The 24,015-nt window shown below is 63.4% G+C and carries 23 protein-coding genes; 11 read left to right on the forward strand and 12 right to left on the reverse strand.

The genetic code is table 11. The annotated features are described in order from the left end of the window. Window positions 1-158: 158 nt before the first annotated feature. On the forward strand, window positions 159-323 hold the full coding sequence (locus tag ACNJYD_RS07000; protein ID WP_172784770.1) for a Flp family type IVb pilin: 165 nt from the start codon (window positions 159-161) through the stop codon (window positions 321-323). A gap of 163 nt (window positions 324-486) precedes the next feature. Then, on the forward strand, window positions 487-1,716 hold the full coding sequence (locus tag ACNJYD_RS07005) for a glycosyltransferase family 87 protein (protein ID WP_439365743.1): 1,230 nt from the start codon (window positions 487-489) through the stop codon (window positions 1,714-1,716). A gap of 127 nt (window positions 1,717-1,843) precedes the next feature. Here ACNJYD_RS07005 and ACNJYD_RS07010 read toward each other — a convergent pair whose 3' ends face one another. The 3 genes from ACNJYD_RS07010 to ACNJYD_RS07020 form a co-directional block, all read right to left on the reverse strand. Further along, the gene (locus tag ACNJYD_RS07010) at window positions 1,844-3,310 is read right to left on the reverse strand and encodes a CHASE3 domain-containing protein (RefSeq protein WP_439365744.1); all 1,467 of its coding nucleotides are present in this window, start codon (window positions 3,308-3,310) and stop codon (window positions 1,844-1,846) included. A 229-nt stretch (window positions 3,311-3,539) separates the two neighbouring features. After that, entirely contained in the window at window positions 3,540-4,169 is a 630-nt protein-coding gene (locus ACNJYD_RS07015; protein WP_439365745.1) for a TerC family protein, read from the reverse strand. 111 nt (window positions 4,170-4,280) lie between these two features. Continuing rightward, window positions 4,281-4,673 (reverse strand): hypothetical protein, encoded by a 393-nt coding sequence (locus ACNJYD_RS07020; RefSeq protein WP_439365746.1) that lies wholly within the window; start codon window positions 4,671-4,673, stop codon window positions 4,281-4,283. A 344-nt stretch (window positions 4,674-5,017) separates the two neighbouring features. Here ACNJYD_RS07020 and ACNJYD_RS07025 point away from each other — a divergent pair, with 344 nt between their 5' ends. Continuing rightward, on the forward strand, window positions 5,018-5,239 hold the full coding sequence (locus ACNJYD_RS07025) for a hypothetical protein (RefSeq protein ID WP_439365747.1): 222 nt from the start codon (window positions 5,018-5,020) through the stop codon (window positions 5,237-5,239). 191 nt (window positions 5,240-5,430) lie between these two features. Here the strand turns inward: ACNJYD_RS07025 and ACNJYD_RS07030 are convergent, their stop codons facing one another. The 4 genes from ACNJYD_RS07030 to ACNJYD_RS07045 all read right to left on the reverse strand — a co-directional run bounded on the left by ACNJYD_RS07030 (window position 5,431) and on the right by ACNJYD_RS07045 (window position 8,801). Then, window positions 5,431-6,237: a transglutaminase-like domain-containing protein gene (locus tag ACNJYD_RS07030; RefSeq protein WP_439365748.1), complete on the reverse strand. Its 807-nt coding sequence runs from the start codon at window positions 6,235-6,237 to the stop codon at window positions 5,431-5,433. Between the two features lie 76 nt (window positions 6,238-6,313). Continuing rightward, window positions 6,314-6,835, reverse strand: coding sequence for a phasin family protein (locus ACNJYD_RS07035; protein WP_212254271.1), 522 nt, complete (start codon window positions 6,833-6,835; stop codon window positions 6,314-6,316). Window positions 6,836-7,193: 358 nt separating this feature from the next. Next, a complete protein-coding gene (locus ACNJYD_RS07040) occupies window positions 7,194-8,378 on the reverse strand; it encodes an extracellular catalytic domain type 1 short-chain-length polyhydroxyalkanoate depolymerase (protein ID WP_172784763.1) in 1,185 nt (394 codons plus the stop codon). 3 nt (window positions 8,379-8,381) lie between these two features. Continuing rightward, a complete protein-coding gene (locus tag ACNJYD_RS07045) occupies window positions 8,382-8,801 on the reverse strand; it encodes a CopG family transcriptional regulator (RefSeq protein ID WP_172784762.1) in 420 nt (139 codons plus the stop codon). A gap of 522 nt (window positions 8,802-9,323) precedes the next feature. Here ACNJYD_RS07045 and ACNJYD_RS07050 point away from each other — a divergent pair. Next, window positions 9,324-10,004 (forward strand): TetR/AcrR family transcriptional regulator, encoded by a 681-nt coding sequence (locus ACNJYD_RS07050; protein ID WP_063694085.1) that lies wholly within the window; start codon window positions 9,324-9,326, stop codon window positions 10,002-10,004. A 152-nt stretch (window positions 10,005-10,156) separates the two neighbouring features. Here the strand turns inward: ACNJYD_RS07050 and pyk are convergent, their stop codons facing one another. Next, complete coding sequence (gene pyk / locus ACNJYD_RS07055) at window positions 10,157-11,593, reverse strand: pyruvate kinase (protein WP_172784761.1); 1,437 nt, start codon at window positions 11,591-11,593, stop codon at window positions 10,157-10,159. Beyond that, window positions 11,590-12,171: a DUF1036 domain-containing protein gene (locus ACNJYD_RS07060; RefSeq protein WP_271503822.1), complete on the reverse strand. Its 582-nt coding sequence runs from the start codon at window positions 12,169-12,171 to the stop codon at window positions 11,590-11,592. The genes pyk and ACNJYD_RS07060 overlap by 4 nt, the downstream gene beginning before the upstream one ends. A gap of 155 nt (window positions 12,172-12,326) precedes the next feature. On the opposite strand from ACNJYD_RS07060, the gene ACNJYD_RS07065 reads away from it, so the two are divergent. The 3 genes from ACNJYD_RS07065 (at window position 12,327) to ACNJYD_RS07075 (ending at window position 14,953) form a co-directional block, all read left to right on the forward strand. Beyond that, window positions 12,327-12,632: a DUF1244 domain-containing protein gene (locus tag ACNJYD_RS07065; RefSeq protein ID WP_172784759.1), complete on the forward strand. Its 306-nt coding sequence runs from the start codon at window positions 12,327-12,329 to the stop codon at window positions 12,630-12,632. Between the two features lie 195 nt (window positions 12,633-12,827). Then, window positions 12,828-13,100, forward strand: coding sequence for a DUF2312 domain-containing protein (locus ACNJYD_RS07070; RefSeq protein ID WP_018641571.1), 273 nt, complete (start codon window positions 12,828-12,830; stop codon window positions 13,098-13,100). Window positions 13,101-13,186: 86 nt separating this feature from the next. Beyond that, a complete protein-coding gene (locus tag ACNJYD_RS07075; RefSeq protein WP_439365749.1) occupies window positions 13,187-14,953 on the forward strand; it encodes an adenylate/guanylate cyclase domain-containing protein in 1,767 nt (588 codons plus the stop codon). A gap of 78 nt (window positions 14,954-15,031) precedes the next feature. On the opposite strand, the gene ACNJYD_RS07080 is transcribed toward ACNJYD_RS07075, so the two are convergent. The 3 genes from ACNJYD_RS07080 to ACNJYD_RS07090 all read right to left on the reverse strand — a co-directional run bounded on the left by ACNJYD_RS07080 (window position 15,032) and on the right by ACNJYD_RS07090 (window position 20,934). Continuing rightward, complete coding sequence (locus ACNJYD_RS07080; protein WP_439365750.1) at window positions 15,032-16,636, reverse strand: DUF882 domain-containing protein; 1,605 nt, start codon at window positions 16,634-16,636, stop codon at window positions 15,032-15,034. A gap of 275 nt (window positions 16,637-16,911) precedes the next feature. After that, on the reverse strand, window positions 16,912-19,086 hold the full coding sequence (locus ACNJYD_RS07085; RefSeq protein WP_439365751.1) for a L,D-transpeptidase family protein: 2,175 nt from the start codon (window positions 19,084-19,086) through the stop codon (window positions 16,912-16,914). Window positions 19,087-19,437: 351 nt separating this feature from the next. Further along, complete coding sequence (locus tag ACNJYD_RS07090) at window positions 19,438-20,934, reverse strand: sigma-54-dependent transcriptional regulator (protein WP_439365752.1); 1,497 nt, start codon at window positions 20,932-20,934, stop codon at window positions 19,438-19,440. Between the two features lie 127 nt (window positions 20,935-21,061). Between ACNJYD_RS07090 and ACNJYD_RS07095 the strand changes: the two genes are divergently transcribed. The 4 genes from ACNJYD_RS07095 to ACNJYD_RS07110 all read left to right on the forward strand — a co-directional run bounded on the left by ACNJYD_RS07095 (window position 21,062) and on the right by ACNJYD_RS07110 (window position 23,966). Then, the gene (locus tag ACNJYD_RS07095) at window positions 21,062-22,984 is read left to right on the forward strand and encodes a M3 family oligoendopeptidase (protein ID WP_439365753.1); all 1,923 of its coding nucleotides are present in this window, start codon (window positions 21,062-21,064) and stop codon (window positions 22,982-22,984) included. Between the two features lie 98 nt (window positions 22,985-23,082). Beyond that, window positions 23,083-23,307: an AbrB family transcriptional regulator gene (locus ACNJYD_RS07100; RefSeq protein WP_124162834.1), complete on the forward strand. Its 225-nt coding sequence runs from the start codon at window positions 23,083-23,085 to the stop codon at window positions 23,305-23,307. Window positions 23,308-23,320: 13 nt separating this feature from the next. Next, a complete protein-coding gene (locus tag ACNJYD_RS07105; RefSeq protein WP_439365754.1) occupies window positions 23,321-23,716 on the forward strand; it encodes a type II toxin-antitoxin system death-on-curing family toxin in 396 nt (131 codons plus the stop codon). A gap of 97 nt (window positions 23,717-23,813) precedes the next feature. After that, window positions 23,814-23,966 carry an aa3-type cytochrome c oxidase subunit IV gene (locus ACNJYD_RS07110; RefSeq protein WP_008136857.1) on the forward strand — a complete coding sequence of 51 codons (153 nt, stop codon included), beginning with the start codon at window positions 23,814-23,816 and terminating at the stop codon, window positions 23,964-23,966. Window positions 23,967-24,015 lie beyond the last annotated feature (49 nt).

The following is a 24,015-nucleotide window of genomic DNA, read 5'->3' on the forward strand; positions in this document are numbered from 1 at the left end:
ACCATGGGCCAATACACGCAATCCGCTCAGTGTTTACGCAGTCGAATTAACTGCGGCGCAATTCTTTGCCTCTACGTTTCGTTCCCATGGTCGGGCGGCGCTGGGAAGCCGAAGAGACCAGATCAGTTGTAGCCTCGTGTACTCATTTGGAGCACTCTATGAAGAACCTCGTTGCGCGTTTCATGAAGGATGAATCGGGCGCCACCGCCATTGAATACGGCCTGATCGCTGCCGGCATCGCGCTGGCGATCATCACCGTCGTCAACAACCTCGGCACCACACTGAACGCCAAGTTCACCTCGATCTCGACCAGCCTCAAGTAAGGCCGGACGACCAGCGAAATAGCGAAGAGCCCCGTCATCGACGGGGCTCTTTTGCTTTGCCGGTATCGGCGCGAGGCGCGACGATCGGGCTTAAGCCTCCTTCAAGCCACTCGGGTGTATGGCTTGAACGCATCTGCGTCAGCGTATCGCGTAAGGAAGCCGCATGGCCGAAGCTTCGTCCGTCCCGCCAGCCGTCGGCCGTCACGATGCGGTCCCTGCGATCCTCGTCAACATCTCCTTCGTGCTGGCGATCGTCACGCTGGCGTATTTTCCGACGGCCTATCTCACCCATCTCTGGATCTTCGACGCCGACGGACGCGGCATCCCCACTGATTTCGTCAATGTCTGGGCGGCCGGAAAGCTGGCGCTCGAGGGGCATCCCGCGCAGGCCTGGGATTGGGACATTCAGAAGCAGGTCGAGCTTGCGCTGCTCAAGCAGGATTTCGTCGGCCATTTCGCTTGGCACTATCCGCCGCCCTTCCTGTTCGTCGCGTCGTTCCTTGCGCAGTTTCCCTATGCAATCGCCTTCATCGGCTGGGCCGCGTTCAGCATGGTGCCGTATCTCGCCGTGATGCGCGCGATCATCGGGCGCAATGCGGGCCTCGTGATTGGGGTTGGATTTCCCGCCGCCTTCCTCAACACCCTGGTCGGGCAGAACGGCTTCCTCACGGCATCGTTGATCGGCGGCACGCTCTACCTGTTGCCGACGCGGCCGGTGCTGGCCGGAATCTGTCTCGGCCTGCTCAGCTACAAGCCGCAATACGGACTCCTGTTTCCGCTTGCACTGCTCGCCGCCGCCGAATGGACCGTGCTGTTCACGGCCGCAATCGTCACCGCTGCGATCGCTGTAGTGTCCTGGTTCGCCTTCGGCACCGACAGCTGGCAGGCGTTCTTCCACTGGATCCCGATGTTCTCCCAGGCCTTCCTGACCGAGGGCAGGGCGCCCTGGTTCAAGATGCAGAGCATCTTCGCGCTGGTGCGCTATGTCGGCGGCACCGAGCAGCTCGGATGGATCTTCCAGTGGGTGTTGACCGCAGCCGTTGCCGTCGTGCTGGCCGTGGTGTGGCGGAGCCGGCTGCCCCACGCCCTCAAGGCGGCGATGCTCGCGACGGCGACGCTGCTGACGACGCCCTATCTCTTCATGTACGACCTGGTCGTGCTGGGCATCGCGGTGGCCTTCCTCATCCGCGCCGGACTCGATGAGGGTTTCGCACGCCACGAGGTGTTGGCGCTGGCGCTCGTCTTTGCGCTGCTTGCGAGCTTCCTGTTTCTCGGGCAACCGGTGGGCTTCCCGGCAATCCTGATCGTGTTCGGGCTGATCCTCGGACGCTGTGCAGCCTGGCGGACCGCCGAGGCCGCATCGGCGCAGCCCGCGATCGCGCGAACGAGCTGAGAAGCTCGATTACGCTTTGATCGGGCTCCGGGTGAGGCGCGAGGGGCGTGTGAGCCCTCGGGCCCATCTCGCGCAACCCGAGCATCGGCCGCAAAACTCAGCAGCCGCGCAGGGCAAGTGGCGTCATCTAGTCCTGGAGGGGAGCGAGGGTAAACTGGAAGACGGCGCCCCGCGGTTTATTCACGGTGACCCACAACCGTCCGCCATGAGCCGCAATGATCGACCGACAGATGGCAAGCCCCATGCCTAGGCCGTCGGACTTGGTCGTGTAAAACGCGTCGAAAACACGTTCCGCACTCGTCGGCTCGATCCCCGGGCCCGAATCCCGTACAGCGACGAGCACGCTGCCTGCAACGTCTCTTTCGGTACTGATCTGCAACTCCCGCTTGCCGTCCTCGAGGCTGTTCATGGCTTCCACGGCATTGAGGATCAGATTAAGGAGCACTTGCTGCAGCTGAATGCGCTCACCTTCGATTTGCGGCAGATCCTCAGCGAGTTGCATCTGTACCGAGATTCCATGCCTCACCGCCTCGCTCCGGACCATGGCGATGACGTCCAGAACGGCTGCGTTGACGTCGAGCCGACTTTTGGGCACCGGCGCTTTCCTGACCATATCGCGGATCCGGTGGACGATGTCGCCAGCTCGTTGGCAATCTGTGACAATGTGGTGGAGGGACTCGCGGCCCTTGCCCAGGTTTGGCGGGTCCACGGCGAGCCAGTTCAAGGCGGCGTCGGCGTTACTAAGCACGGCCGAGATCGGCTGATTGATCTCATGGGCAATCGAGGCCGTCAGCTGGCCCATTGTGGCTACGCGACTGACATGAGCGAGCTCGACTTGTGTCCTTTGGCGTTCGACAATGCCTTTCTTGAAAACATTGACCGCGGCCGCCATTGCGCCGATTTCGTCACGCCGGTCAATTCCGGGCACGTCGATGCTCGTGTCTCCCTTGGCAAGTGCTGCCATAGCCCCGGTCATGCGTGTGATCGGCCGCGCGATCGCGCGTGTGAGTAGTATGCCCATCAACACTGCGATCATGAGTGAGGCTGCGGCGCCCATCACGGTTGCCGTGTATGCAGTAGCATATGCCGAGTTCTGTACGGCGTCACGCCTTGCCAACAGATCGCGCTCAACCTTCTCGATTTCGCGCGCCTTGGCGCGGATTGCGTCCATGGCAGCTTTGCCGGTCGCCCCCTCCAACGTGCGCGCCTGCTCCCGCGTCGTGGGATCCGCCATCAGCGTGATCTCCCGCTCGGCGGTCTCGACGCGCCACGTCATCGCCAGCTTGTTCAATTCATCGAGACGACTTTGCTGGTCTGGGTTATCCGAAGTCTGTTCTCTCAATTTTCGGATTGCCGCGCTGAAGTCGGCGCTGCCTCTGCGGTACGGGTCCAGGAATTTCTCGTCGCCGCTGATCAAATAGCCGCGTAGGCTAGTTTGTTGATCCAGCGTTGCGGCTACTGCCGCCTCTAGCGTGTCCAACACGTCAGTGGTGTGGACCCGCCGGTTTTTGGCCTCTTCGATCACGCTAAGTCTGTCGTAGACGATTGCGCCGCTCACGAATATGACCGCTACCACGGCTGCAAATGCCGCCATCAATTTGTGCAAAATCAGTAGACTCGAAAACTGGGGCACCTGACCCTCAAGGCCGAAGTCCGCGACCGACCAGACAGCTAGCTCGAGATTGCTCCCAAGCGATGGCATTCGCAAGAATTGGTATGGGACCGTGACGGGGCAAAGCGGCGCAGCCTCCGGAGTGGAGCGCAGTCAGTGTCTCGTCGGGCAAGGGGGAAATGTTGCCGTGCCGTCGGACACAACAGGGCCGTCATATCGACGCGACCTTCATGACATCCAATGTTCCGCGAAAGATCATCTCAAGTGCCACGTAGAGAATGACGGCCAGACCGACGTAAGCAATCCAGCGATGAGTCTCCAGAAGGCGGGCAATGAAGGAAGCGGCCATTCCCATCATCGCGATGGAAAGGCCCAAGCCGAAGATCAGGACCAATGGATGCTCCCGCGCAGCCCCCGCGACGGCCAGAACATTGTCGAGAGACATCGAAGCGTCGGCAACGATAATTTGCCAACTCGCCTGGATGAGTGTTTTACGAGGTTTGCTTTCCGGGATTGCTTCACTTGCCCCTTTCCTATCGGTGGGGCCCGTGCGGGACGTGCGCAACTCTCGCCACATTTTCCAGCATACCCACAATAGCAGGATCCCGCCGGCGAGCGGGAGGCCGACGATCTGCAGGATCTGCGTCGCTATCCCGGCTAACAGAAGGCGCAGTATCGTCGCGGCGACTATACCGATCAAAATCGCCTTGCTTCGTTGGGCCTGAGGAAGTCCCGCCGCGGCAAGGCCGATGACGATGGCATTATCGCCGGCGAGCACAAGGTCGATTAGAACGACCTGCAAGAGTACGCTAAGAACATCCGTATTGAGAGAATCTAACACGGATCATGGTCCCCGATGCCAGGGAAATGGCAACTCCGAGCGATGGTCGCATACGTTCTTACGGATTGACCGATGCGCGTTACCATCCAAAACAGAGCGGCCAATTCAGCTCTAGTCCGACGTCGCCGGCAATCCGGGCGCCAGGTGACGATCTCCCAAAACGGCGTCCGAATGCTGTCCGACCGGCGCCCCGAAAAGCATTGCGACTTGATCTGGTTCGCCAAAAATCGCTGCGGCGCAACACATCATGGTGAATGCACCTGCGATATCCCAGAGCGTTACATGTTCTGGCGTTACATGTTCGGGCTTTGCCCAGGCCAAGAGCGCGGTGATCATCGCGTCTGAGAAAAATAGAAGACTGAGCGCTGGTAAGACGAGTTGGGAATCCAGCAGGAGGATCATAAAGAGGGCGGGAGTCGCGACCAGGATGCTCAACAACGCGAATAAGCAGAATGTGTCCCGCCAAGGCGCATTCCTGTTCCAATTTGCATGAGAAGCGATCATTTGATCCTCCTGCATACGAGCGCTTTATGTAGGAGCCATCTACTCGTTGAACTATCCGGTCTACTTGGGCGTTTTCCGCCTCTCAAATGAATGTCTTGTTGTCCTATGCCGCCGACCCTCAATCAACGTAAGAACGCCAGCGGTCGTTACGGCAACAATGACAACGGCTGCCAGCCCCTCGACGGAGGCCAAGGTTTCATACCACCTGTTCCAAAGCTCAATCATGTGCTGGCCTCTCTCGAGAGCGCACCCCACGATCGATAGATTTCACCGCTTAAAGACGACCCTTGCAGTCAGAAGCACAATGCTACTGATGGTCGCGCGCGTTTTGGCCGCGCGGCAACATGACCACGATCCGTTCGGCCCGCACGCGCATCGATCTTTCTACTGGAACGTCAGGATCGAACTGGCTGTTCGATACCAGGAAGATTGCCTTCGCTGTCGCGGAACCACGCGCCTCGCTGAGCGACACCCTTGCTGGCGTAGTTGCCGGCGATCTCGGCGATCCCGTTGGCTGGCATCCTTGGGCTGCAATGGAGCAGGACGTTGCAAAGTCTGAGCTCTGAGACGGGGCTGTATCTCTTGCCAACCATCATCTTCTTCGAATTCTATTTCCTCACGAACGACCTGTTGGCCCTTCTTTGCGAGAAGTACGAGCTGGACTTCGGGCGGTGATGCGAACTGTGTAACAGTCTTCCAAGCAATCAGCCGAGATCAATCTCAGCCGCCTCGTACCCAATCGCCCAAGGCGAGCGCTTTATACAAGTTCATCAGCCCACACCTTGAAGCTGACGAGCGTGTTGGGTCCGAAAGTCTGGGCGATCGGAACATCCGCCGCATCGCGGCCTTGCGCGATCAGGACGCGGCCGATTCGCGGAGTGTTGTTGCGTGCATCGAATGTGTACCAGCGACCGCCAAGATAGGCTTCGAACCAGCCTGCAAAGTCCCCGGGAGCGTGGGGCGGCGGGATGCCGATGTCGCCGAGATAGCCGGTGCAATAGCGTGCTGGAATGTTCATGCAACGGCAGAATGCAATGGCAAGATGCGCATAGTCGCGGCAGACGCCCTTGCCCTCGTTGAATGCTTCCCAAGCCGTCATGGTGGCCCGCGCGTGCTCGTAGCCGAACGCGATGTGATTGTGCACGAAATCGCAGATCGCCTGGACCCGTGGCCAACCCGGCGCCACATTCTCGAACAGCTTCCATGCGATGTCGGAAAGCCGATCGGTTTCGCAGTAGCGGCTGCCAAGCAGATAAACGATGGTATCAGGTGGAAGATCCTCGACCGCGTATTGCGTGGCGGAAGGCGCGATCACATCAGGCAAACCGCTATCGCGCACTGTACCGTTGGCGGAAAGGCGCATGCGGCCGGCGGGCGCAACGAACCGACTGCACCAGTTTCCGAAGCCGTCGCGGTAGGGCGAGATCGGGACGGAAGGCTCGGTGATGAGGTAATCCGGCACAATGATGTCGGATGCCCGGGTAAAATGCATACCGACGATAGCAATCAATGGTGTGACTTGCTGGAAGTCGTAGATCATTTCGAAGCCAACCCGTATTTTCATCCTTAGGGCCTGTCTCGACTGCATCAACTCGAATGGCTGCGGGGATGATCGTGTTGGCAACGGCGGCCGGCGTCCGTTACTTCAAACTAGAGGCTTCCTTGGTGACTTGCGAACGGGGCGGCTCGATGCGCCAGAATGGATATGCCGCCAATTCTTTCGAATGCTGCCCGAACATATCGACCTGTCTGCTTGTAAACTCCGCAAGGACGCCGAAAAATTCAGTCGGTGACCCGATCGTCGCAAATCTCAGGCCAAATTCAAAAGCAAATTGCACGTTGGCTCGGGCGACCTCAAAAAGCTTCGTTTGATATGCCTGCATGTTTGCCGTGGCTAAAACAAAGCTCTTCGTTTGATCGATTTCCGTCATTCTCTGACTGACGTCATCTGGCAAGGCATCCACCCGAGGCTCAATGGTAGGAACCTCGTGGTTAGGATCATCCTGAAGCTTAAGAGGCGGTTCAATCGAAACTGCCGCAACCGAGCGAAGAAAATTCTCTTTCGGGCTTCTAACAACGGCCTGTTTGTTCCGTTCGGTCCGCACGGCCATTTTCGGATTGCGGGCGCGCTTTGAGGCTGATGCCGGTTTGCGTTTGCTCATCTGACGCTCCAATAAAATGGGGTGCGACCACAACGGTCATTTCTGAACGGACAACAGGCTTTGTGAGCTGGCGTTCCAACCCGCGCATTGTTGGAGTCCCGAGATCAATCGCACGCTCTGCGATGTCGCAACTCCAACCAACAAGCGTATAGCTGGCGATCTTCCAGACCTATACTCAACGGGTGTCGGTCTGAGAACAATCAGCTCTCCGCTCGTTGTGCTCTCCAGAGACCGCTTTAAGTTGCGGCGACTACGCTCGCATTCGTGCCTTGATCGCGAGACTGGCGGATAGAGGCCGGCAAGCTGATCCGGAAGCTCGGCGACGTGCTCGAGGACCCGAGCGCCCTGTGAAGCTGGGTTACCCACCGAGCGAATGCTCGAGGAAGAAGCGCAGCATTTCCCTTGTGGCATCCGGCCCTTGCGGATCAGTGTAAGACCCGGCGGGGCTGCCGCCTGACCACGCGTGTCCGGCGCCATCGATGTCCCAGTGTTCCGAGATCGCCCGACCGGCCCCGTCGATCAGGACGGTGCGAGTATAGGCATGGCCGTGGGGTACGCGTCCGCGAAGTACCTTCGTCGTCGGCCTCGTCGCCCTGGCGGACTGCTCGATAATCTGATCGCCATTCTTTGGATGCACCGTAGTGTCGCGATTGCCATGGAAAACGATGGTCGGCACAGAAGTTTTGCCATCCGCATTTGCCTTGGAGCCGCCTCCCTGCCGCATGGCGACGAACGCGGAGGGAAGATCGCTCGCGGCCCCGCACGCGAGGCCTGAATGAATACCGACGGCCGCGTACAGGTCGTTATACGTTGCGCCCATGATCGCGGCGGCGGCCCCGCCGGCCGACAGACCCGCGACGTATACGCGCTTCGGATCGATCGGATGCTCGCGCATGATCTGGCGGGTAATACCGGCGATCATCGACGGCTCGCCCCCGCCGCGACGCTGGTCGCCGGTGCGAAACCAGTTCCAGCACTTCGACTGGTTGGCTCCGCTCGGCTGCTCAGGATAGACCACATAGCAATTCTGCTCTTCCGCCAGGAAGTTCATCCGGGTGCCGGCCGCGAAATCGTCCGGCGACTGGGTGCAGCCATGAAGCATGACTATCAGGGGACGTTGTCCCTGAAAGCGGCTTGGAATGAACAGCTTGTAGGTCCGGCTTCCTGCGGCGTTACTGAAGGTACCGGCGATAAATTGTGTGCCCTCGGGCACGATGTCCGATGGGGACAGGGGAGCGCGCGTGATCGGACTTCGCAGGCCGACCCCGGGAAAATCCCGCATGCCGTCGAGCGGTAAAGCGCGTCTGCGTCCCTGAGCAGAGCGGGCCGGCGAGATCGGCGGAGCTTCCCGCTCCTCGACGACGTCGGCAGTGGCGTCGATAGTAAGCGGATCGAGCGGAAGCCGAGCCTGAGCGGCGCTACGAGACTCCGGTCTTGGAGCGTAACCGCCCTGGAGCATGCGCTGCAGGAGCGCGGTGGCCTCGACCAGTTGGCCGGCACGCGTAAGGCGGGTTGCTTCGCGGACTATGTCTTGATTCAGCATCGTTCACCTCATTCTGTCGGCGAGAGCGGCCTTGACCGCGGGAGTGGCGTGGAGGGCCCCCAGCACCGAGACCGACGCGATCGTGGCGCGAGCCAACTCGGGAGTGACGTCTTGGGCGATAGTGGCCAAGCCCAAAACATTGATCTGCAGCATCTCGCCGGCGCGGCGCGCCGCTTCGAGATCCTCGCGCGCGTAGTTGCGCAGCCCGAGGTCCAGGTTCTTCCGGACCGTGGATTGTCTGACGACCTCCGCGTGGCGCTCGAGCTGGTTCCGGATTGCTGTCCGAATGAAATCGGTCCGGTTCGAATAGAACCCTTCCTGCACCATGAGATCGACATGACCGAGGTCGACATAGCCAAGGTTGATCGTGATCTTCTCGGTGTCGGGGACCTTGGGGCGCAGCTCGCGCACATTATCGGCCATGGCTAGCATCCATTCTTACCATCCGTATGGATGGCATATGGATGCTATCTAGATGCTCGTAGGCTTCTTTCAAGGGATAGAGCGGATAGATCGCGCCCAAGAGCACGAGACTGGATGCTGCAGCGGGCCGGCGTCTCGATGACCTCGGCGGAGCTCCGGATGGCGCGCATGCCGCACGACCTCTGCCGCGACTACCGAGCTCATTGTGAACGGCGGTCCAGGTCCTCCAACCCTACTCGTTCGGCCTCGCGAAGGTTCGCTGGAGATCGATCGTACCGGACAGACGTGACGCTGATTCCGCTCTGCTCCTGGCAAACTGCCACCCTCGGAAGGCGGCCTCGACAGGGATGGCGCCGACGCAGGCCTGGCGCCCCCGTCCGCTCACCATGGCGCTCCACGCATTTCTCATCTTGTCATTCATCCTGAATAGTTGTTCAGTCCTTGCGGGGCGATTTGCATCTTTTGCGTGAGAAGCGTTGGGCCGCAGGGCGTGCGGACGGCGTGTGGGACAGGAAGCGCGCCATGGTTTATCGGCGGACGCATCAAGTGGTGAAGCGCCTTGCGGCGCGGCGCAGCGCTATACTGGCGGCGGCGCGGGAGGCGGCGGCGGAAGGCGGGATGGCGGCGGTGCAGATCGCGCCGGTCGCGGTCCGGGCCAATGTCGCAGCCGGCACCGTCTACCGCTATTTCCCCTCCAAGGCCGAGCTGATCTCCGAGCTCATTGCCGAGGTCTCCCGCGACGAGCTCGCGGCGATCCGCCGGGCGGCCGATGCCGCGCCGGGGCCGTCCTCGGCGCTGGCGGCTGCGGTCACCACAGTGGCGGTCCATACGCTGTCGCAGCGCAGGCTGGCCTGGGGCATCCTGGCCGAGCCGGTCGATGTCGATGTCAGCGCCTCCCGCCTCGCTAGCCGGCGCGAGATCGCCGGCGAGATCGCCTCCCGGATCGACGCTGCGGTGCGCGCCGGCCATCTGCCGGCGCAGGACACCGCGCTCGCCGCCACCGCGCTGCTTGGGGCCCTGCATGAGGCTCTCGTCGGCCCGCTCGCGCCCGACAATCTCGAAGATCCCGTCAAGATGCGCGATGCGGTGCAGACGGTGACGCTGCTGGCGCTGCGCGCCGTCGGCGTCATGGACGCCCGCGCCCGCGGCCTCGTGGTGCAGCAGACGCTCCTGCCGACGACCAAGGCGCTGGTCGGCGCGTAAAAATCGCGCCGCGCGTGCGGTGGCGAGGTGATCGCGCTCAGGCCTTTGCCTGAGCATGCCTTTTCGCAAAACCCCGGCAAATCCGGCCAAGCGGCCGGCTACTGTGCATGGGGTTGTTTTTCGACTTTGTGTTTGGCGGCCTCTGGCGAGGCTTACAGGTTGGCGTCGCCCTCGGGGCCGACCGAGGCGATGCGCACCATGTTGGTGGTGCCGGGGATGCCGAGCGGCACGCCGGCGACGATGATCACGCGCTGGCCGGCGCGGACGAAGCCGTCGCGGAACGCGATCTGGCCGGCGCGGCTGACCATGTCGTCCTGGTCGCGCGCGTCTTCCGCCACCACGCAATGCACGCCCCAGGCAACCGCGAGCCGGCGGCCGGCGGTGATGTTCGGCGTGATCGCCACGATCGGCGGCTTCGGCCGCTCGCGCGCCACGCGCACGGCGGTCGAGCCCGACGAGGTCCAGCAGATCAAGGCCGGCAGGTCGAGCGTCTCGGCGATCTGCCGGGCGGCGTCGGCGATGGCATCGCCCGCGGTGGATTCCGGTGCCGGGCGCTGGGCCATGATCACCGAACGGTAGGTCGGGTCGCGCTCGACCTCCTCGCCGATCCGGTTCATGGTCGAGACCGCCTCGACCGGGAATTTGCCGGCGGCCGATTCCGCGGACAGCATGATGGCGTCGGCACCCTCATAGACGGCGGTGGCGACGTCGGAGACTTCGGCGCGGGTCGGCACCGGCGACTGGATCATCGATTCCAGCATCTGGGTCGCGATCACCACCGGCTTGCCGGCGCGGCGCGCCATCCGCGTCATCTGCTTCTGCAGGCTCGGCACCCGCTCCAGCGGCAGCTCGACGCCGAGGTCGCCGCGGGCCACCATCAGCGCATCGGAAGCCTCGATGATGTCGGCGAGGCGGTCGATCGCCTGCGGCTTCTCGATCTTGGCCATCACGGCGGCGCGGCCGCGGATCATCTTCTTGGCCTCGATCACGTCGTCGGCGCGCTGCACGAAGGACAGCGCGATCCAATCGACGCCGGTGACGAGGGCGGCCTCGAGGTCGGCGCGGTCCTTGGGCGTCATCGCCGAGACCGGCAAATCGGTGTCGGGCAGGCTGACGCCCTTGCGGTCGCTCATCTTGCCGCCGACCACGACACGGGTCACCGCATGCTCTTTCGAGGTCTCCTCCGCGATCAGCCGCACCTTGCCGTCGTCGAGCAGCAGCGCATGGCCGGGCCTGAGCGCGGCCAGGATCTCCGGATGCGGGAGATTGACGCGCGTGGCATCGCCCGGCGCCTTGTCGGAATCCAGCGTGAAGGTCTGGCCGTTCTGGAGCTGGATCGCCCCCTCGGCAAAGGAGCCCAGTCTCAGCTTCGGGCCCTGCAGGTCGACTAGGATGCCGATCGGCCGACCGTAGCTAGACTCGACGTTGCGGATCGTCGCCACCAGCTCCCGCATCTTGTCATGCGGGGTGTGGCTCATGTTGATGCGGAACAGGTCAGCGCCGGCCTCGAACAGGCGGCGGATCATCGCGAGGTCTGAAGAGGCCGGTCCCAGGGTCGCGAGAATCTTGATACGGCGAAGACGCCTCATGGCTTATTTCCAGGCGGGGGTGGCAGGCCGGGCGAGCCCGGGGGCGTAGCACCGGGCGGGCTATTGGGCAAACCCGGAACCCCGCCCGGGCCCACCGGACCGGGCAGGCCAGGCACGCGTTGCTGCGCCGGCTGTTCGTTGGCGTCGGTCAGCTGCACCGTCCAGGCCCGCTGCTCGCCGGTGTCGACCTCGAAATAGCCCGTGCGGTCATAGCCGCGCGCCAGGCAATCCTCGGTGCCGCGGATGGTGAACTCCTTGTCGCGCGAGCACATGAAGGCCTGGCCCGACCATTCGCCGCCGCGGTCGTAGTCGATGGCGTAGATGTAGTAATAGCGGGCGACCAGCGTGCCCCGCAGCAACGTCTCGCAGGAGCGGGACGAGATGTTCCACCAGCCCTCGGTGGTCCAGCCCTCGGCATCCTTGTAGCCGAGCGCAATCCCGACCCGGCTCGAGGTGTTGTTGCAGAGGCGGAAATCGGCGGAGGCGGGGCTGGCGGCAAGGCACAGCAGGGCGACCACCAGCACCGGGACCAACCGGGCGAGCAGGTAAAGCGGGGAGCGGGGAGATTCGGTCGTCATTGTCGCGGAAGCTATACCAGATCATTGACGATTTGGCGTTGGGCCGGGGCCAGCCGGGCCGTGGTCCCTTTGCGCCGCGATATGGCAAAATCTGTGACAACACCCACCTGATCCCCTAACGCTAACCTCCACCGGCACGGTTAAGGACGACAGCCATGGCAATCGACGACAAAACCAGAACGGAGCTCGAGGCGGCCGCTTTCCGGCGCCTGGTCGAGCATCTGCGGAGCCGGACGGACGTCCAGAACATCGACTTGATGAATCTGGCCGGTTTCTGCCGCAACTGCCTCTCGAACTGGCTCAAGGACGCCGCGGACGCCCAGGGCGTCGCCTTGAGCAAGGACGAGAGCCGGGAGGCCGTCTACGGCATGCCCTACGAGACCTGGAAGGCGAAGCACCAGGGCACGGCCACGCCCGAGCAGATCGAGGCGATGAAGAAGGTCCATCCCCACGGGCATTGAACGGAACATCGCGGTGCCCTGAGTCGCACCACACAACAGCTTTCTTTGCATCAGTGCAGGAAGGTGTGGGCGCGCTGTGGACGAGCGTGATGCTTGCTTGAACGCTGGGAGCGCCGACCCTAAGGGTCTACCCAGCACGCGCGGTGAGGGATGCCGGCGTCACCTCGTTTTGCCAGTTCCATTGGGAGTACCAAGATGGCCACCTCCGCCGCCGTCCGCGACGACGAGCCCGCGACGAAATTTGCCAAGGACCAGCTCAAATCCATCATCGAGCGCATCGAGCGGCTGGAGGAAGAGAAGAAGGCGATCTCCGACGACATCCGCGACGTCTATGCCGAGAGCAAAGGCAACGGCTACGACGTCAAGGCGCTGCGCACCATCGTGCGCCTGCGCAAGCAGGACCCCAACGAGCGCGCCGAGGCCGAGACCATTCTCGAGACCTACATGCAGGCGCTGGGGATGCTCTGAGGCGCCTCGCCCGGTCGGCGTTGCAGCGCACCAAGCTTGGGCAAAATCTCGGCATCTGCTAGATTGCTCGGTGAAGGGACCGAGCGATGGATGTGCCGGGACCAGAGCGCAGGCTTGCCGCGGTTCTTGCCGCCGACATGGTCGGCTTCAGCCGGCTGATGGAGGTCGACGAGGCCGGCACCCTCGCGCGCCTCAAGACCCATCGGGTCGAACTCATCGATCCCGCCATTGCGAAAAATCGCGGCCGTATCATCAAGACGACCGGCGACGGCATGCTCGCGGAATTCCACAGCGTCGTCGATGCCGTGCTATGTGCGGCCGAGGTTCAGCGCCGCATGGCGCGGCGTAATGCCGATGTCGCGCCGCCGCGGTGGATCCAATTCCGCATCGGCATCAATCTCGGCGACGTCATCGTCGATCAGAACGACATTTTTGGCGATGGCGTCAACGTCGCGGCACGGCTGGAGACGCTGGCCGAGCCTGGAGGCATCTGCATCTCCAGCGCGGTTCGCGACCAACTGGGCGAGCGCCTCGATGGCGTCGCATTCGAGGACATCGGCGAGCAGAACGTCAAGAACATCGCGCGCGCCATCCGCGTCTACCGGATCCGATTGGAGGATGCGCCGGCAAGCACGCCAGCCGGTGCGACGGCCGCCGCAAAGCCGATTGGCAAGTCGAAGAAGCCGTCAATCGCCGTGCTGCCCTTCGCCAACATGAGCGGCGATCCGGAACAGGAGTTCTTCGCCGACGGTCTCACCGAGGACATCATCACCGAGCTTTCACGCTTCCACGACCTGCTGGTGATCTCGCGCAACTCGACCTTCGTGTACAAGGGAAAGTCGGTCAAGGTACAGGATGTTGGCCGCGAATTCGGCGTCGACTACGTCATCGAGGGAAGCGTGCGAAAGGCCGGGGATCGCGTCCGCGTCACCGTGCAGCTGATCGATGCGGAGACGGATCGGCACATTTGGGCCGAGCGTTACGACGGCGAGCTCAAGGACATCTTCGCCATCCAGGACGAGATGACCCGCGCGATCGCCGCCACATTGCCCGGCCGCGTCGAGGCGGCGACGCACGATCGCGCGAACCGCAAGCCGACGGACAACATGGCGGCCTACGAATGCGTGCTGGCCGCGAAGGTCTTGCACCATCGCTCCAATCGCGAAGACAATGCGCGGGCGCAACTTCTGCTCGACCGGGCGCTCGAACTCGACGCGAGCTATGCGCACGCGCATGCGTGGAAGGCGTGCGTCCTCGGCCAGACCTGGGTCTATAATTGGTGCGCGGATCGCGACGCCACCTTCCAACAGGTGGCTGCAGAGCTGGAAACCGCGCTGGTCCTCGACGACAACGACAGCGACGTCCATCGCATCCTCGCGGCACTCAATCTGAATCGCGACGACCATGATAAGGCCACTTACCATCAGGAACGCGCGCTCGCGCTCAACCCGAACTATGATCTCGTGGTGGTGCAGCAGGGCGAACTGCTGACCTGGCTGGGGAGGCCGGAGGAGGGCATCGACTGGATCAAGAAGGCGATGCGGCTCAACCCATATCACCCGGAACGATTCTGGAGCCATCTCGGGCGTGCCTATTACTGTGCCGAGAAATACGCCGAAGCCGCCGAAGCTTTCTCGCGGATCTCACGTCCCGATCACACCCATCATGCGTTCCTTGCCGGGATCTTCGCGCAGATGGGCAATGCAGTGGCTGCCGGTGCGCACGCGGCCGAAGTTCTCAAGCGTGAGCCGGCGTTCTCGGTGGCCAATCATCTTGCTACCCAGCATTACAAGCAGCAGGTCGATCGTCAGCGCTATGAGGCAGGCCTTCTTCGGGCAGGCCTGCCGGCTTGATCTGGCGCGCGGCGGAGACTGCCTGCGATCATCGCAAGATGGACTACGAGACTGAATTCGTGGAGGTCGCTATGCGCCTCAGCGCAGCGCGGCGGTGCGCACGACGAACGACGTCGTCTCGAGCTTTGCGGTCGCGCTGCCCGAGAAATTGTCGCAGGACAGGCCCAGCATCGGATCGTCGGAGAAGCCCATCGCGATCACGGCCTTCGGCTTGACGAAATAGCCGCGCAGCGCCGCGGTATCGAGCTCGCCCATCAGCGTCACCGACATCGCGCGGCTGGCGCTCGGCGACAGCATCACGATCTTGAGCCAGATGCTCTCGCCCTTGGCCGCGGAGAGGCGGGTCGCGGTTGCGATCCTGCCGTCGATGCTCTTGCCGACCACCGTGTTGATCTCCGCTGCCTGGGCCGCGCTGCGGGGACGGGCGGTGCGCGGGATCGGCGCGGAGGCGGCGACGACATTGGCGCGGTCGACCGGCGAGGCCGCCGGCGCGAAAGCCAGGGCCTGGAGGGCCGCGTTGGGCACGCTCGCTGTTGGTTGCGGATCGGTAGCCGCAGCTAGCGCCTGGCGCGCCTTCAGCGCTGCGACCTGCGCCGGCGTCGCCTGCTGCGGCGTCGCAGGAACGTCATCCCAGAAGCCGCGCGCATTGATGATGTCGGCCGGGGTCTCCGGCTTGCCGGAAGCGGGCTTGTCAGCCACGGGCGCGGGCTTCGGCTTGGGCGGCGCGACGATCTGCGCATCGGCCGAGGCGAGCTGGATCGCTGTGGCGATCTGCGGCTTGGCGCGCGGCGTCGGCACCGGCTCTGCGGGCTTGGCGGTGGCTGCGACGACGGTCGGTGCCGCCGGCCTCGCGGCCGGAGCGGGCGCGCCCTCGTCATCCTCGTCGCTGGCGGCCGGAGCTGCCGACTTGCCCTTGAACAGCGCGGCGAAGAAATTCGGCTTGCTGCCGGCATCGTCGCCGCTGCCGCGGCGCTCGATCTCGGCCTTGGCGAGCTCATAGTTCTTCAGCGGCACGCCGTCGGTTGGCAGATGCACCGTCTTGCCGTCCGGGAACACGCGCGCGAGCTGGTCATGCGTCATGCGCGGCCAGTGCCGGACGCTGCCGGTGTCGAGGTGCACGAAGGGCGAGCCGGAGGTGGGATAGAAGCCGACGCCGCCGCGCTGCAGGCGCAGGCCCGCGAAGCGGATCTGCTCCAGCGGCACGCCGGGGATGTAGAAGTCCATCGCATGTCCCAGCATGTGCTGGCTGGCGCGCGCCACGCCGGAGGAGCGGCGGCGGAGCATGGCGTTGGTGGCGGGAGAGCGATAGGAGGAGATGATCTGGATGGGCTGCTTGCCGTCGACGTCCCGATAGACTTCCCAGAGGATGTCGAACAGGCGGCGGTCCATCACCGTCTCGTCCTGGGTGCGCCAATCGCGCAGGAAGTGGTTGAGCTGCTTCAGCGCCGCCTCGTCATAGCGCCCGTCGCGCTTGAAGGTGACGGTGAGGTCTTCGCCGGAATGGGTGTGGTGGAACGAGAGCGTCTTGGTCTCGTTCAGCGCGGCGGCGTCATGAACCGAACCGGCGGCCGCAAGCAGCAATGCAGCCGCGAGGCCGATCCGGGATCCGGCCTTCACGCCCGCATGGGACAACGACAGCACAGCAAGTTGGCGTGCGAGACCAGTCAGCACGTATGAGCCCACCCAGTCGACGAGCGTTCAAATGGACTCTCCCGCCAACCCCGTTAGCAGCGCGAAAGAGGATGAACGCTTTCTTAAAGCGAGAAGGTTAATTTGAAGTTGACCTTCCCGCCCCCAAACCAAGTCAGAATACGATCCTAAGCCGTTGACTGTGGCAAAAAAACGCCCGCCGCCCCAGGGCGGGTCGCAGCATGGTTAACGTTAAGCGGCCTCATCCTGGGGATGAGGCCGCTGATTTCATTACATAATTCCTGTAAGCTAAGGGTGCCGAGCGAGGCTCAGCGGGTAAACACCCGCTGCGGACGGCGGCCGACCGGCGCCGGCGGCACGGCCTGGGTGGGCGCCCCGAACAGCCGCTCGAAGAAGTTGGGCCCGGACGAGCCGAAGCCGCTGTTGGCCACGGCCACCCCGGAGGGCAGCGTCGTCGCCGGACGCGAATAGCTCGGCTGGGAATGCGCCACGACGGCCTCGAGGTCCTTGCCGCGGTTGTTCTTCAGGATGTTGATCATGGTCGCGTCGCGGCCATAGACGTCCTTGCGGAATTGCAGCTTGCCGGCGTCGTCCACGAACGCGGTCTGATAGGTGATGTTGACCGGGATCGGGGTCGGAAATTTCAGATCGATCTCGCTCTTGCCGTACATGCTGCGCACGCGCTCCGGCGTGTACTTCTCGTTCGGCATGGCGATGTTGAGTAGCACGGAGGCGTACTGATCCGGATTCTGCACGCGCATGCAGCCGTGGCTGAAGGCGCGCTCGTCCCGGGCGAACAAATGCTTGTCCGGCGTGTCGTGCTGATAGACCAGGAACTTGTTCGGGAAGTTGAAGCGGATGCGGCCGAGCGCGTTGGCTTCGCCGGGCGGCTGCGAGATGTGCACCGAACCGTCGCGGTTCTGTTCGAGCCTGAGGCCCATGCGCTGAAGCACGGTCGGGTCCTGCTGCAAGGCCGGCAGGTATTCGTTGTAGACGATCGACGGCGGCACGTTCCAGGTCGGATTGACCGTGATGTACTTCATCGTCTCGGTGAGCAGCGGGGTCGCATGCGAGCCCGGCTTGCCGGTCACGACGCGGGTGGTCCAGACCTGCTGGCCGCGCTGCATCACCTTCAGCGTGAAGTCCGGAATGTTGAGGATGACATAGGCATCGCCCAGCGCCGGCGTGCCGAGGTCGCGCGGCAGCCAGCGCCAGCGCTCCATGTTCACCAGCACCACGTCGATCTGCTTGTCGCGCTTGGGGGTGTTGAGCGCCTTGACCGTCTTGTCGTCGAGGATGCCGGTCGGCTTCAGCTCGACGCTGGTCTGGAATTTGCGCACGGCTTCGGCCACCGCCGCGTCGTAGCGGGTGTCGCTGGCATTCTCGGCGAGGCCGAGCTTGGCACGCAGTTGCGGCACGCGCGGATCTTCCACGACGATCTCAGCCTGCTTCTTGCCGGCCGGGGTATATTTCAGCGCCGGACCGTCGGCGATCTCGATCACCGGACCGCTGCCCTGGCCGCGCAGCTCGGCGAGCTTGGCCTTCAGCTCCTTGTAGAGCCTGTGCGGCGGGTTGTAGCTGTCGAGCGCCGCGGAGGCATCGCTCGCGGTCGTGACCTTGGCGAGCACCTCGCCGGGGTCGACCGGGTGCTCGGGATAGAGGATGTCGCCGCTGACCTGCGACCAATGCATGCGGCCGCTCTGGGCGTGGCGGGCGTAGTCGAACATCCCGGCGGTGAGCTTGAGCTCGGCATCGGCCAGCGCATCGGGCGTCGTGGCGGCGGCGAAATCCGGCACCGGATAGTCGGCGGGATTGAGACCGTCGGAGGCCGCGTCCTTGAGCCGCGCGATCACGCCCTTGGCCGCAGCAGTCAGGCTGCCGCCTTGCGTCCAGACCGGCGCGAAGTCGCGCGCGCCGTAAAACTTCTCGACGGCCGCCCGCTCGTTCTTGCGGTCGAAATGGCGCGAGGTCTTGGCGCCGATCATGTCCTTGAGCCTGTCCGCGACCGGCTGGTCGGCGGCGGGCACGGTGCTTGCGGCCTTCACCGGCTCGGCGGCCGGTGCGGCGGGAGCCGCCGGCGTGGCGGTCGCGGTGTCGGCCTTGGCAGGCTCGGTCTTTGCCGGCTCGGTCTTCGCAGTCTCGCCCTTCGGCGCTTCTGGCGCGGGTGTGGTGGCGACGTCGGACGGCTTGGTCTCGACCTTGTCCGGCGCTGGCGCGACGTCCATCTTGGCGGAGTCCCTCGCGGCGTCCTTCGTCGAATCCTGCACCGTGGCGGTGGTGTCGAGCTTGATGTCGGCTGCAGTCGGGGGCGGGACGTTTGCGGGCTCGGGGCGCGGGATCGCAGCTTCGATCGCGAGCTCGGCGGCGCTGCTGCGCACCTGATCCTGCGCCAGGGCCGAGCTGGCCGACACCGTGAGGAAGGTTGCCGCGACCGTCATCAAGACACGGTCAAAGCCCACACGATGGTTCAAACAGTCACGCATTGTGTCGCACCCCTCGGGTGAGCTGTTCCTTCGTGGAACAGCTTCGTTATCGCCTAGTGATGAGTTACGGCTAAAACCGCGCCGGCCTCTCGAAAGTTGCACGCCTGCACGCAACGATTCTGACGCAGACGATATACAGGCCCCGATTTTGCAGCCAGCGCTACCCGGGACGACTCACGACAAACTGACTTCAAGGGAGCCTCTTGGCAACGGATTGTACGCTTCTGCCACGCGCTTTTCCCTCTGTCTGTCACTTCCAAGTCACGGTTCAAATCGCAGACGAATTCCGTCGGCACGCGAACGGCTTAGAGCGGTCTCGCACCGCGGCGCGAACCCCCATTCACGCTGGGCTCAGTGCGTCTCTTCACCGCTTTTGCCGCCATGCCCGGGAACCCCGGCCTCGTCGAGTTTGCGGTAGAGCGTCGAGCGGCCGATCTTGAGGCGGCGAGCCACTTCGGACATCTGGCCGCGATAGTGCGAGATCGCGAAACGGATGATCTCGTTCTCCATGTCTTCCAGCGGGCGGACATCCCCGGTCGCAGTGAGCATGGAGAGCGTTCCCACCAGGGGGAGCGGAGCGATTGGTATTTCGTTACCCGACACCAGGGAGGGCGTCGCCGCTGGCTCGAGCATCAGCGGGGCGGTCGGAATTTCCGTGGCGGGATGTGGCTGCGAGGCGAGCAGCGGGAAGTCGCCGAGACCGAGCTGGTCTCCGTCGCTCATCACCACGGCGCGGTAGACCGCGTTCTCGAGCTGGCGGATGTTGCCGGGCCAGTCGAGCTGGGCAAGGTGGGCCACCGCCTCGCCGCTGATCCCGGTGATCGGGCGGTTCTCCTCTGCGGCGAAGCGCGCGATGAAATGCCTGAGCAGATGCGGGATATCCTCGCGCCGCGCGCGCAGCGAGGGGATCGTTAGCGGCAACACGTGCAGCCGATAGAACAGGTCTTCGCGGAAATGTCCCTGCTTGACCCGCTCCAGCAGCTTGCGATTGGTGGCCGAGATGATGCGGACGTCGACCTTGAGCGGCTTGCGGCCGCCGACCGATTCCACGGCGCCTTCCTGGAGCGCGCGCAGCAGCTTCACTTGCGCCGTCAGCGGCAGCTCGCTGACCTCGTCCAGAAACAGCGTGCCGCCATGAGCCTCGACGAACTTGCCGGTGTGCCGCTCGGTGGCGCCGGTGAAGGCGCCCTTCTCATGCCCGAACAGGATGGACTCGACGAGGTTGTCTGGAATCGCGCCGCAATTGACCGCGACGAACGGCTTGGCCTTGCGCTCGCCGCTGCCATGGATGGCGCGCGCGAACATCTCCTTGCCGACGCCGGACTCGCCCTCGATCAGCACGGGGATCGCGGAGTTTGCCGCCTTCTGGGCGGCACGCATCACGCCCGCCATCGCTTCGGAGCGGGTGATGATGTCGGAGAAGGTGAGCCGTCCTTCGCGGCTGTGACGGATGCGCTGCAATTCGCCCTTGAGCGCGGACGTGTTGAGCGCGTTGCGCAGCGAGACCTGGAGCCGCTCGACGCCGACCGGCTTGACGACGAAATCGGCCGCGCCCGCGCGCATCGCGGAGATCACGTTGTCGATGCCGCCATGGGCGGTCTGCACGATGACGGGGACGCTCAGGCCGGCTTCGCGGATCTTGGCCAATACGCCCATGCCGTCGAGGCCGGGCATCACGAGATCGAGGATGACGGCGTCGATGGCCGGTCCGTCGGGAGCGGTGAGGGCGGCGATTGCGGCGTCGCCGGAGTCCACGACGACCGTCTCATAGCCGCATTTCTGCACCATGTTCTCGACCAGCCGGCGGGCTACAGCGTCGTCGTCGGCGATCAAAATACTGGCAGCCATGGTGTTCCCCGCACGCTACTACTATCTGTCTCGAATCGGGGCACTCTGGCCGAAGCCGATTAACGCACGCTTAATCCTTGATGCCCCCGCCCGCCGCCGCGATTGTTGAACACAGGTTTCCCACACAATGAATTCGCGCTCCAAGTCTGCCTCGAACAAGCCCGCTCTTAAGAAGACCGCTCTGAAGAAGTCCGCTTCCAGCAAGCCCGCTCTCCGTAAGCCAAGCGCCAAACAATCCGTCGCCAAGGCAAGACCCTCCAAAGCTGCGAGCAAGACCGGCAAGCTTCCCGAGTGGAACCTGGCCGACCTCTACTCCGGGATCGACGCGCCGGAAGTGGCGCGCGATCTCGAAAAGATGGATGCCGACTGCGTCGCCTTCGAGACGGACTACAAGGGCAAGCTGGCGACAGGGACAGCAAACGAAGATGGCGGAAAATGGCTCGCCGAAGCGGTGCGACGCTATGAGGCGATCGACGATCTCGCCGGCCGTCTCGGCTCCTATGCCGGCCTCGTCCATGCCGGCGACAGCGTGGACCCTGCGATTTCAAAGTTTTACGGCGATGTGTCCGAACGGCTGACGGCGGCGTCCACGCATCTGTTGTTCTTCGCGCTCGAGCTCAACCGGATCGATGACGATATTTTGAATCGCGCGATGCAGGCCGCCGAGCTCGCGCACTACCGTCCCTGGATCGAGGATCTGCGCAAGGAGAAGCCGTACCAGCTCGACGACAAGCTCGAGCAGCTTTTCCTGGAGAAGGCGCAAACCGGCTATTCGGCCTTCAACCGGCTGTTCGACCAGACCATCTCCAGCCTGCGCTTCAAGCTCGGCACCAAGGAGCTCGCGATCGAGCCGACTCTCAACCTGTTGCAGGACCGCGACGGCTCCAAGCGCAAGAGCGCGGCGGAGGCGCTGGCGAAGACCTTCAAGGCCAATGAGCGCACCTTTGCGCTGATCACCAACACGCTCGCCAAGGACAAGGACATCTCCGACCGCTGGCGCGGCTTCAAGGACGTTGCCGATTCCCGCCATCTGAACAACCGCGTCGAGCGCGAGGTCGTCGACGCGCTGGTCGCCTCGGTGCGCGCAGCCTATCCGAAGCTGTCGCATCGCTATTACGCATTGAAGGCGAAATGGTTCGGCAAGAAGCGGCTGGCCTATTGGGACCGCAACGCGCCGCTGCCTTTTGCGGCGACTGACGTCATCGCCTGGCCGGAGGCGCGCAGCATGGTGCTGACGGCCTATCGCGGCTTCTCGCCCAAAATGGCCGATATCGCCGAGCGCTTCTTCACCGACCGCTGGATCGACGCGCCGGTGCGGCCGGGCAAGGTGCCGGGGGCGTTCTCGCATCCGACCACGCCATCGGCTCATCCTTACGTGCTGATGAACTACCAGGGCAAGCCGCGCGACGTGATGACCCTCGCGCATGAGCTCGGCCATGGCGTCCATCAGGTGCTCGCGGCAAAGAACGGTGCGCTGATGGCGCCGACGCCGCTGACGCTGGCGGAGACCGCGAGCGTGTTTGGCGAAATGCTCACCTTCAAGCGACTGCTGGCCCAGACCAAGAACGCAAAGCAGCGCCAGGCGCTGCTCGCCGGCAAGGTCGAGGACATGATCAACACCGTGGTTCGGCAGATCGCGTTCTATTCCTTCGAGCGCGCGGTCCACACCGAGCGCAAGAACGGCGAGCTCACCGCGACGCGGCTCGGCGAGATCTGGCTGTCGGTGCAGGGCGAGAGCCTCGGGCCGGCGATCGAGATCAAGGCGGGCTACGAGAACTACTGGATGTACATCCCGCACTTCATCCACTCGCCGTTCTACGTCTACGCCTACGCATTCGGCGACTGTCTCGTGAACTCGCTCTATGCGGTCTATGAGAACGCGGCCGAGGGTTTTGCCGAGCGCTATCTCGACATGCTCGCCGCCGGCGGCACCAAGCACTATTCCGAGCTGCTGCGCCCGTTCGGGCTCGATGCGAAGGACCCGAAGTTCTGGGACCGCGGGCTCAGCGTCATCGCGGGGATGATCGACGAACTCGAGGCGATGGGCTGAGGCGCGCGGCGCTTTTGGCGATGGGCGCGCGTAAAACATCTGTTGAACTAGGGCTTCGGCGATGTTATACATATGTATAACGTGCTGGAGCCCATGTCATGAAAATCGAGATCAAGAAGATTGGCAATTCGGACGGATTGCTACTGCCCCGCGAGCTCATGCAGCGCCTCGATCTCAAGCGGGGGCAGCAATTGCATGTCGTGGAATTGCCTGGCGGTGGTTTTCAATTGCTGCCCTACGATCCCGACTTCGAGCGGACGATGGAAATCGCCGACGAGGTGATGGACAAGTATCGCGACACGCTCGCCGCTCTCGCAAAATAAGTCGGCGACGCGCATGAGCGATCCTCAGGAGCCGCTCTGGGTGACCTACGAGCAGGCTGTCGCAATTCACGGCCGCCAACTCCGGCACTTCGGTGGTGCGCCGGGATTGCGCGACGAGGGCATGCTGCGCTCCGCGCTGGAGCGCCCGCTCAATAAACGGCGCTATGAACGGGCGCCGATGGACGAACTCGCTGCAGCCTATGCATTCGGCCTCGCGAAGAACCATGCATTCGTCGACGGAAACAAGCGCATCGCCTTCATGGTGATGATGGTCTTCCTTCATAAGAACGGCGTGGCCTTCAGTCCCGATCCTGCGGAGGCGACGACGATCATCCTCTCGCTCGCCGCCGGCGAAGTCAGCGAGCAGAGCCTGACGCGCTGGATTCGCGACAATTGGAATTCCAAATGACCCGATTTGCGGGAAAACCCCGCTTCGGTGCCGTTGCCCTGTCTAAATCTTTCAGGTATCCCAGCCCGAGAATTCGACGTTCGACTGGGGACAATCCATGGCTGATCATAGCGAAGTGGCGTACACCACTGCCGACGGCAACGACTACGTTGCCCACGAGCAGACCTATGAGGGTTTCATCAAACTGGTGAAATACGGCACGGCCTCGGTCGCGCTCATCGTGATCCTGATGGCGATCTTCCTCACCTGATCCGTCCGTTGCCGCACCGCCAGCGCTGTCGGTGCCCATAAAATTTGCA

It is taken from the genome of Bradyrhizobium sp. SPXBL-02, assembly GCF_051853065.1.
In the GTDB taxonomy this organism is placed as follows: domain Bacteria; phylum Pseudomonadota; class Alphaproteobacteria; order Rhizobiales; family Xanthobacteraceae; genus Bradyrhizobium.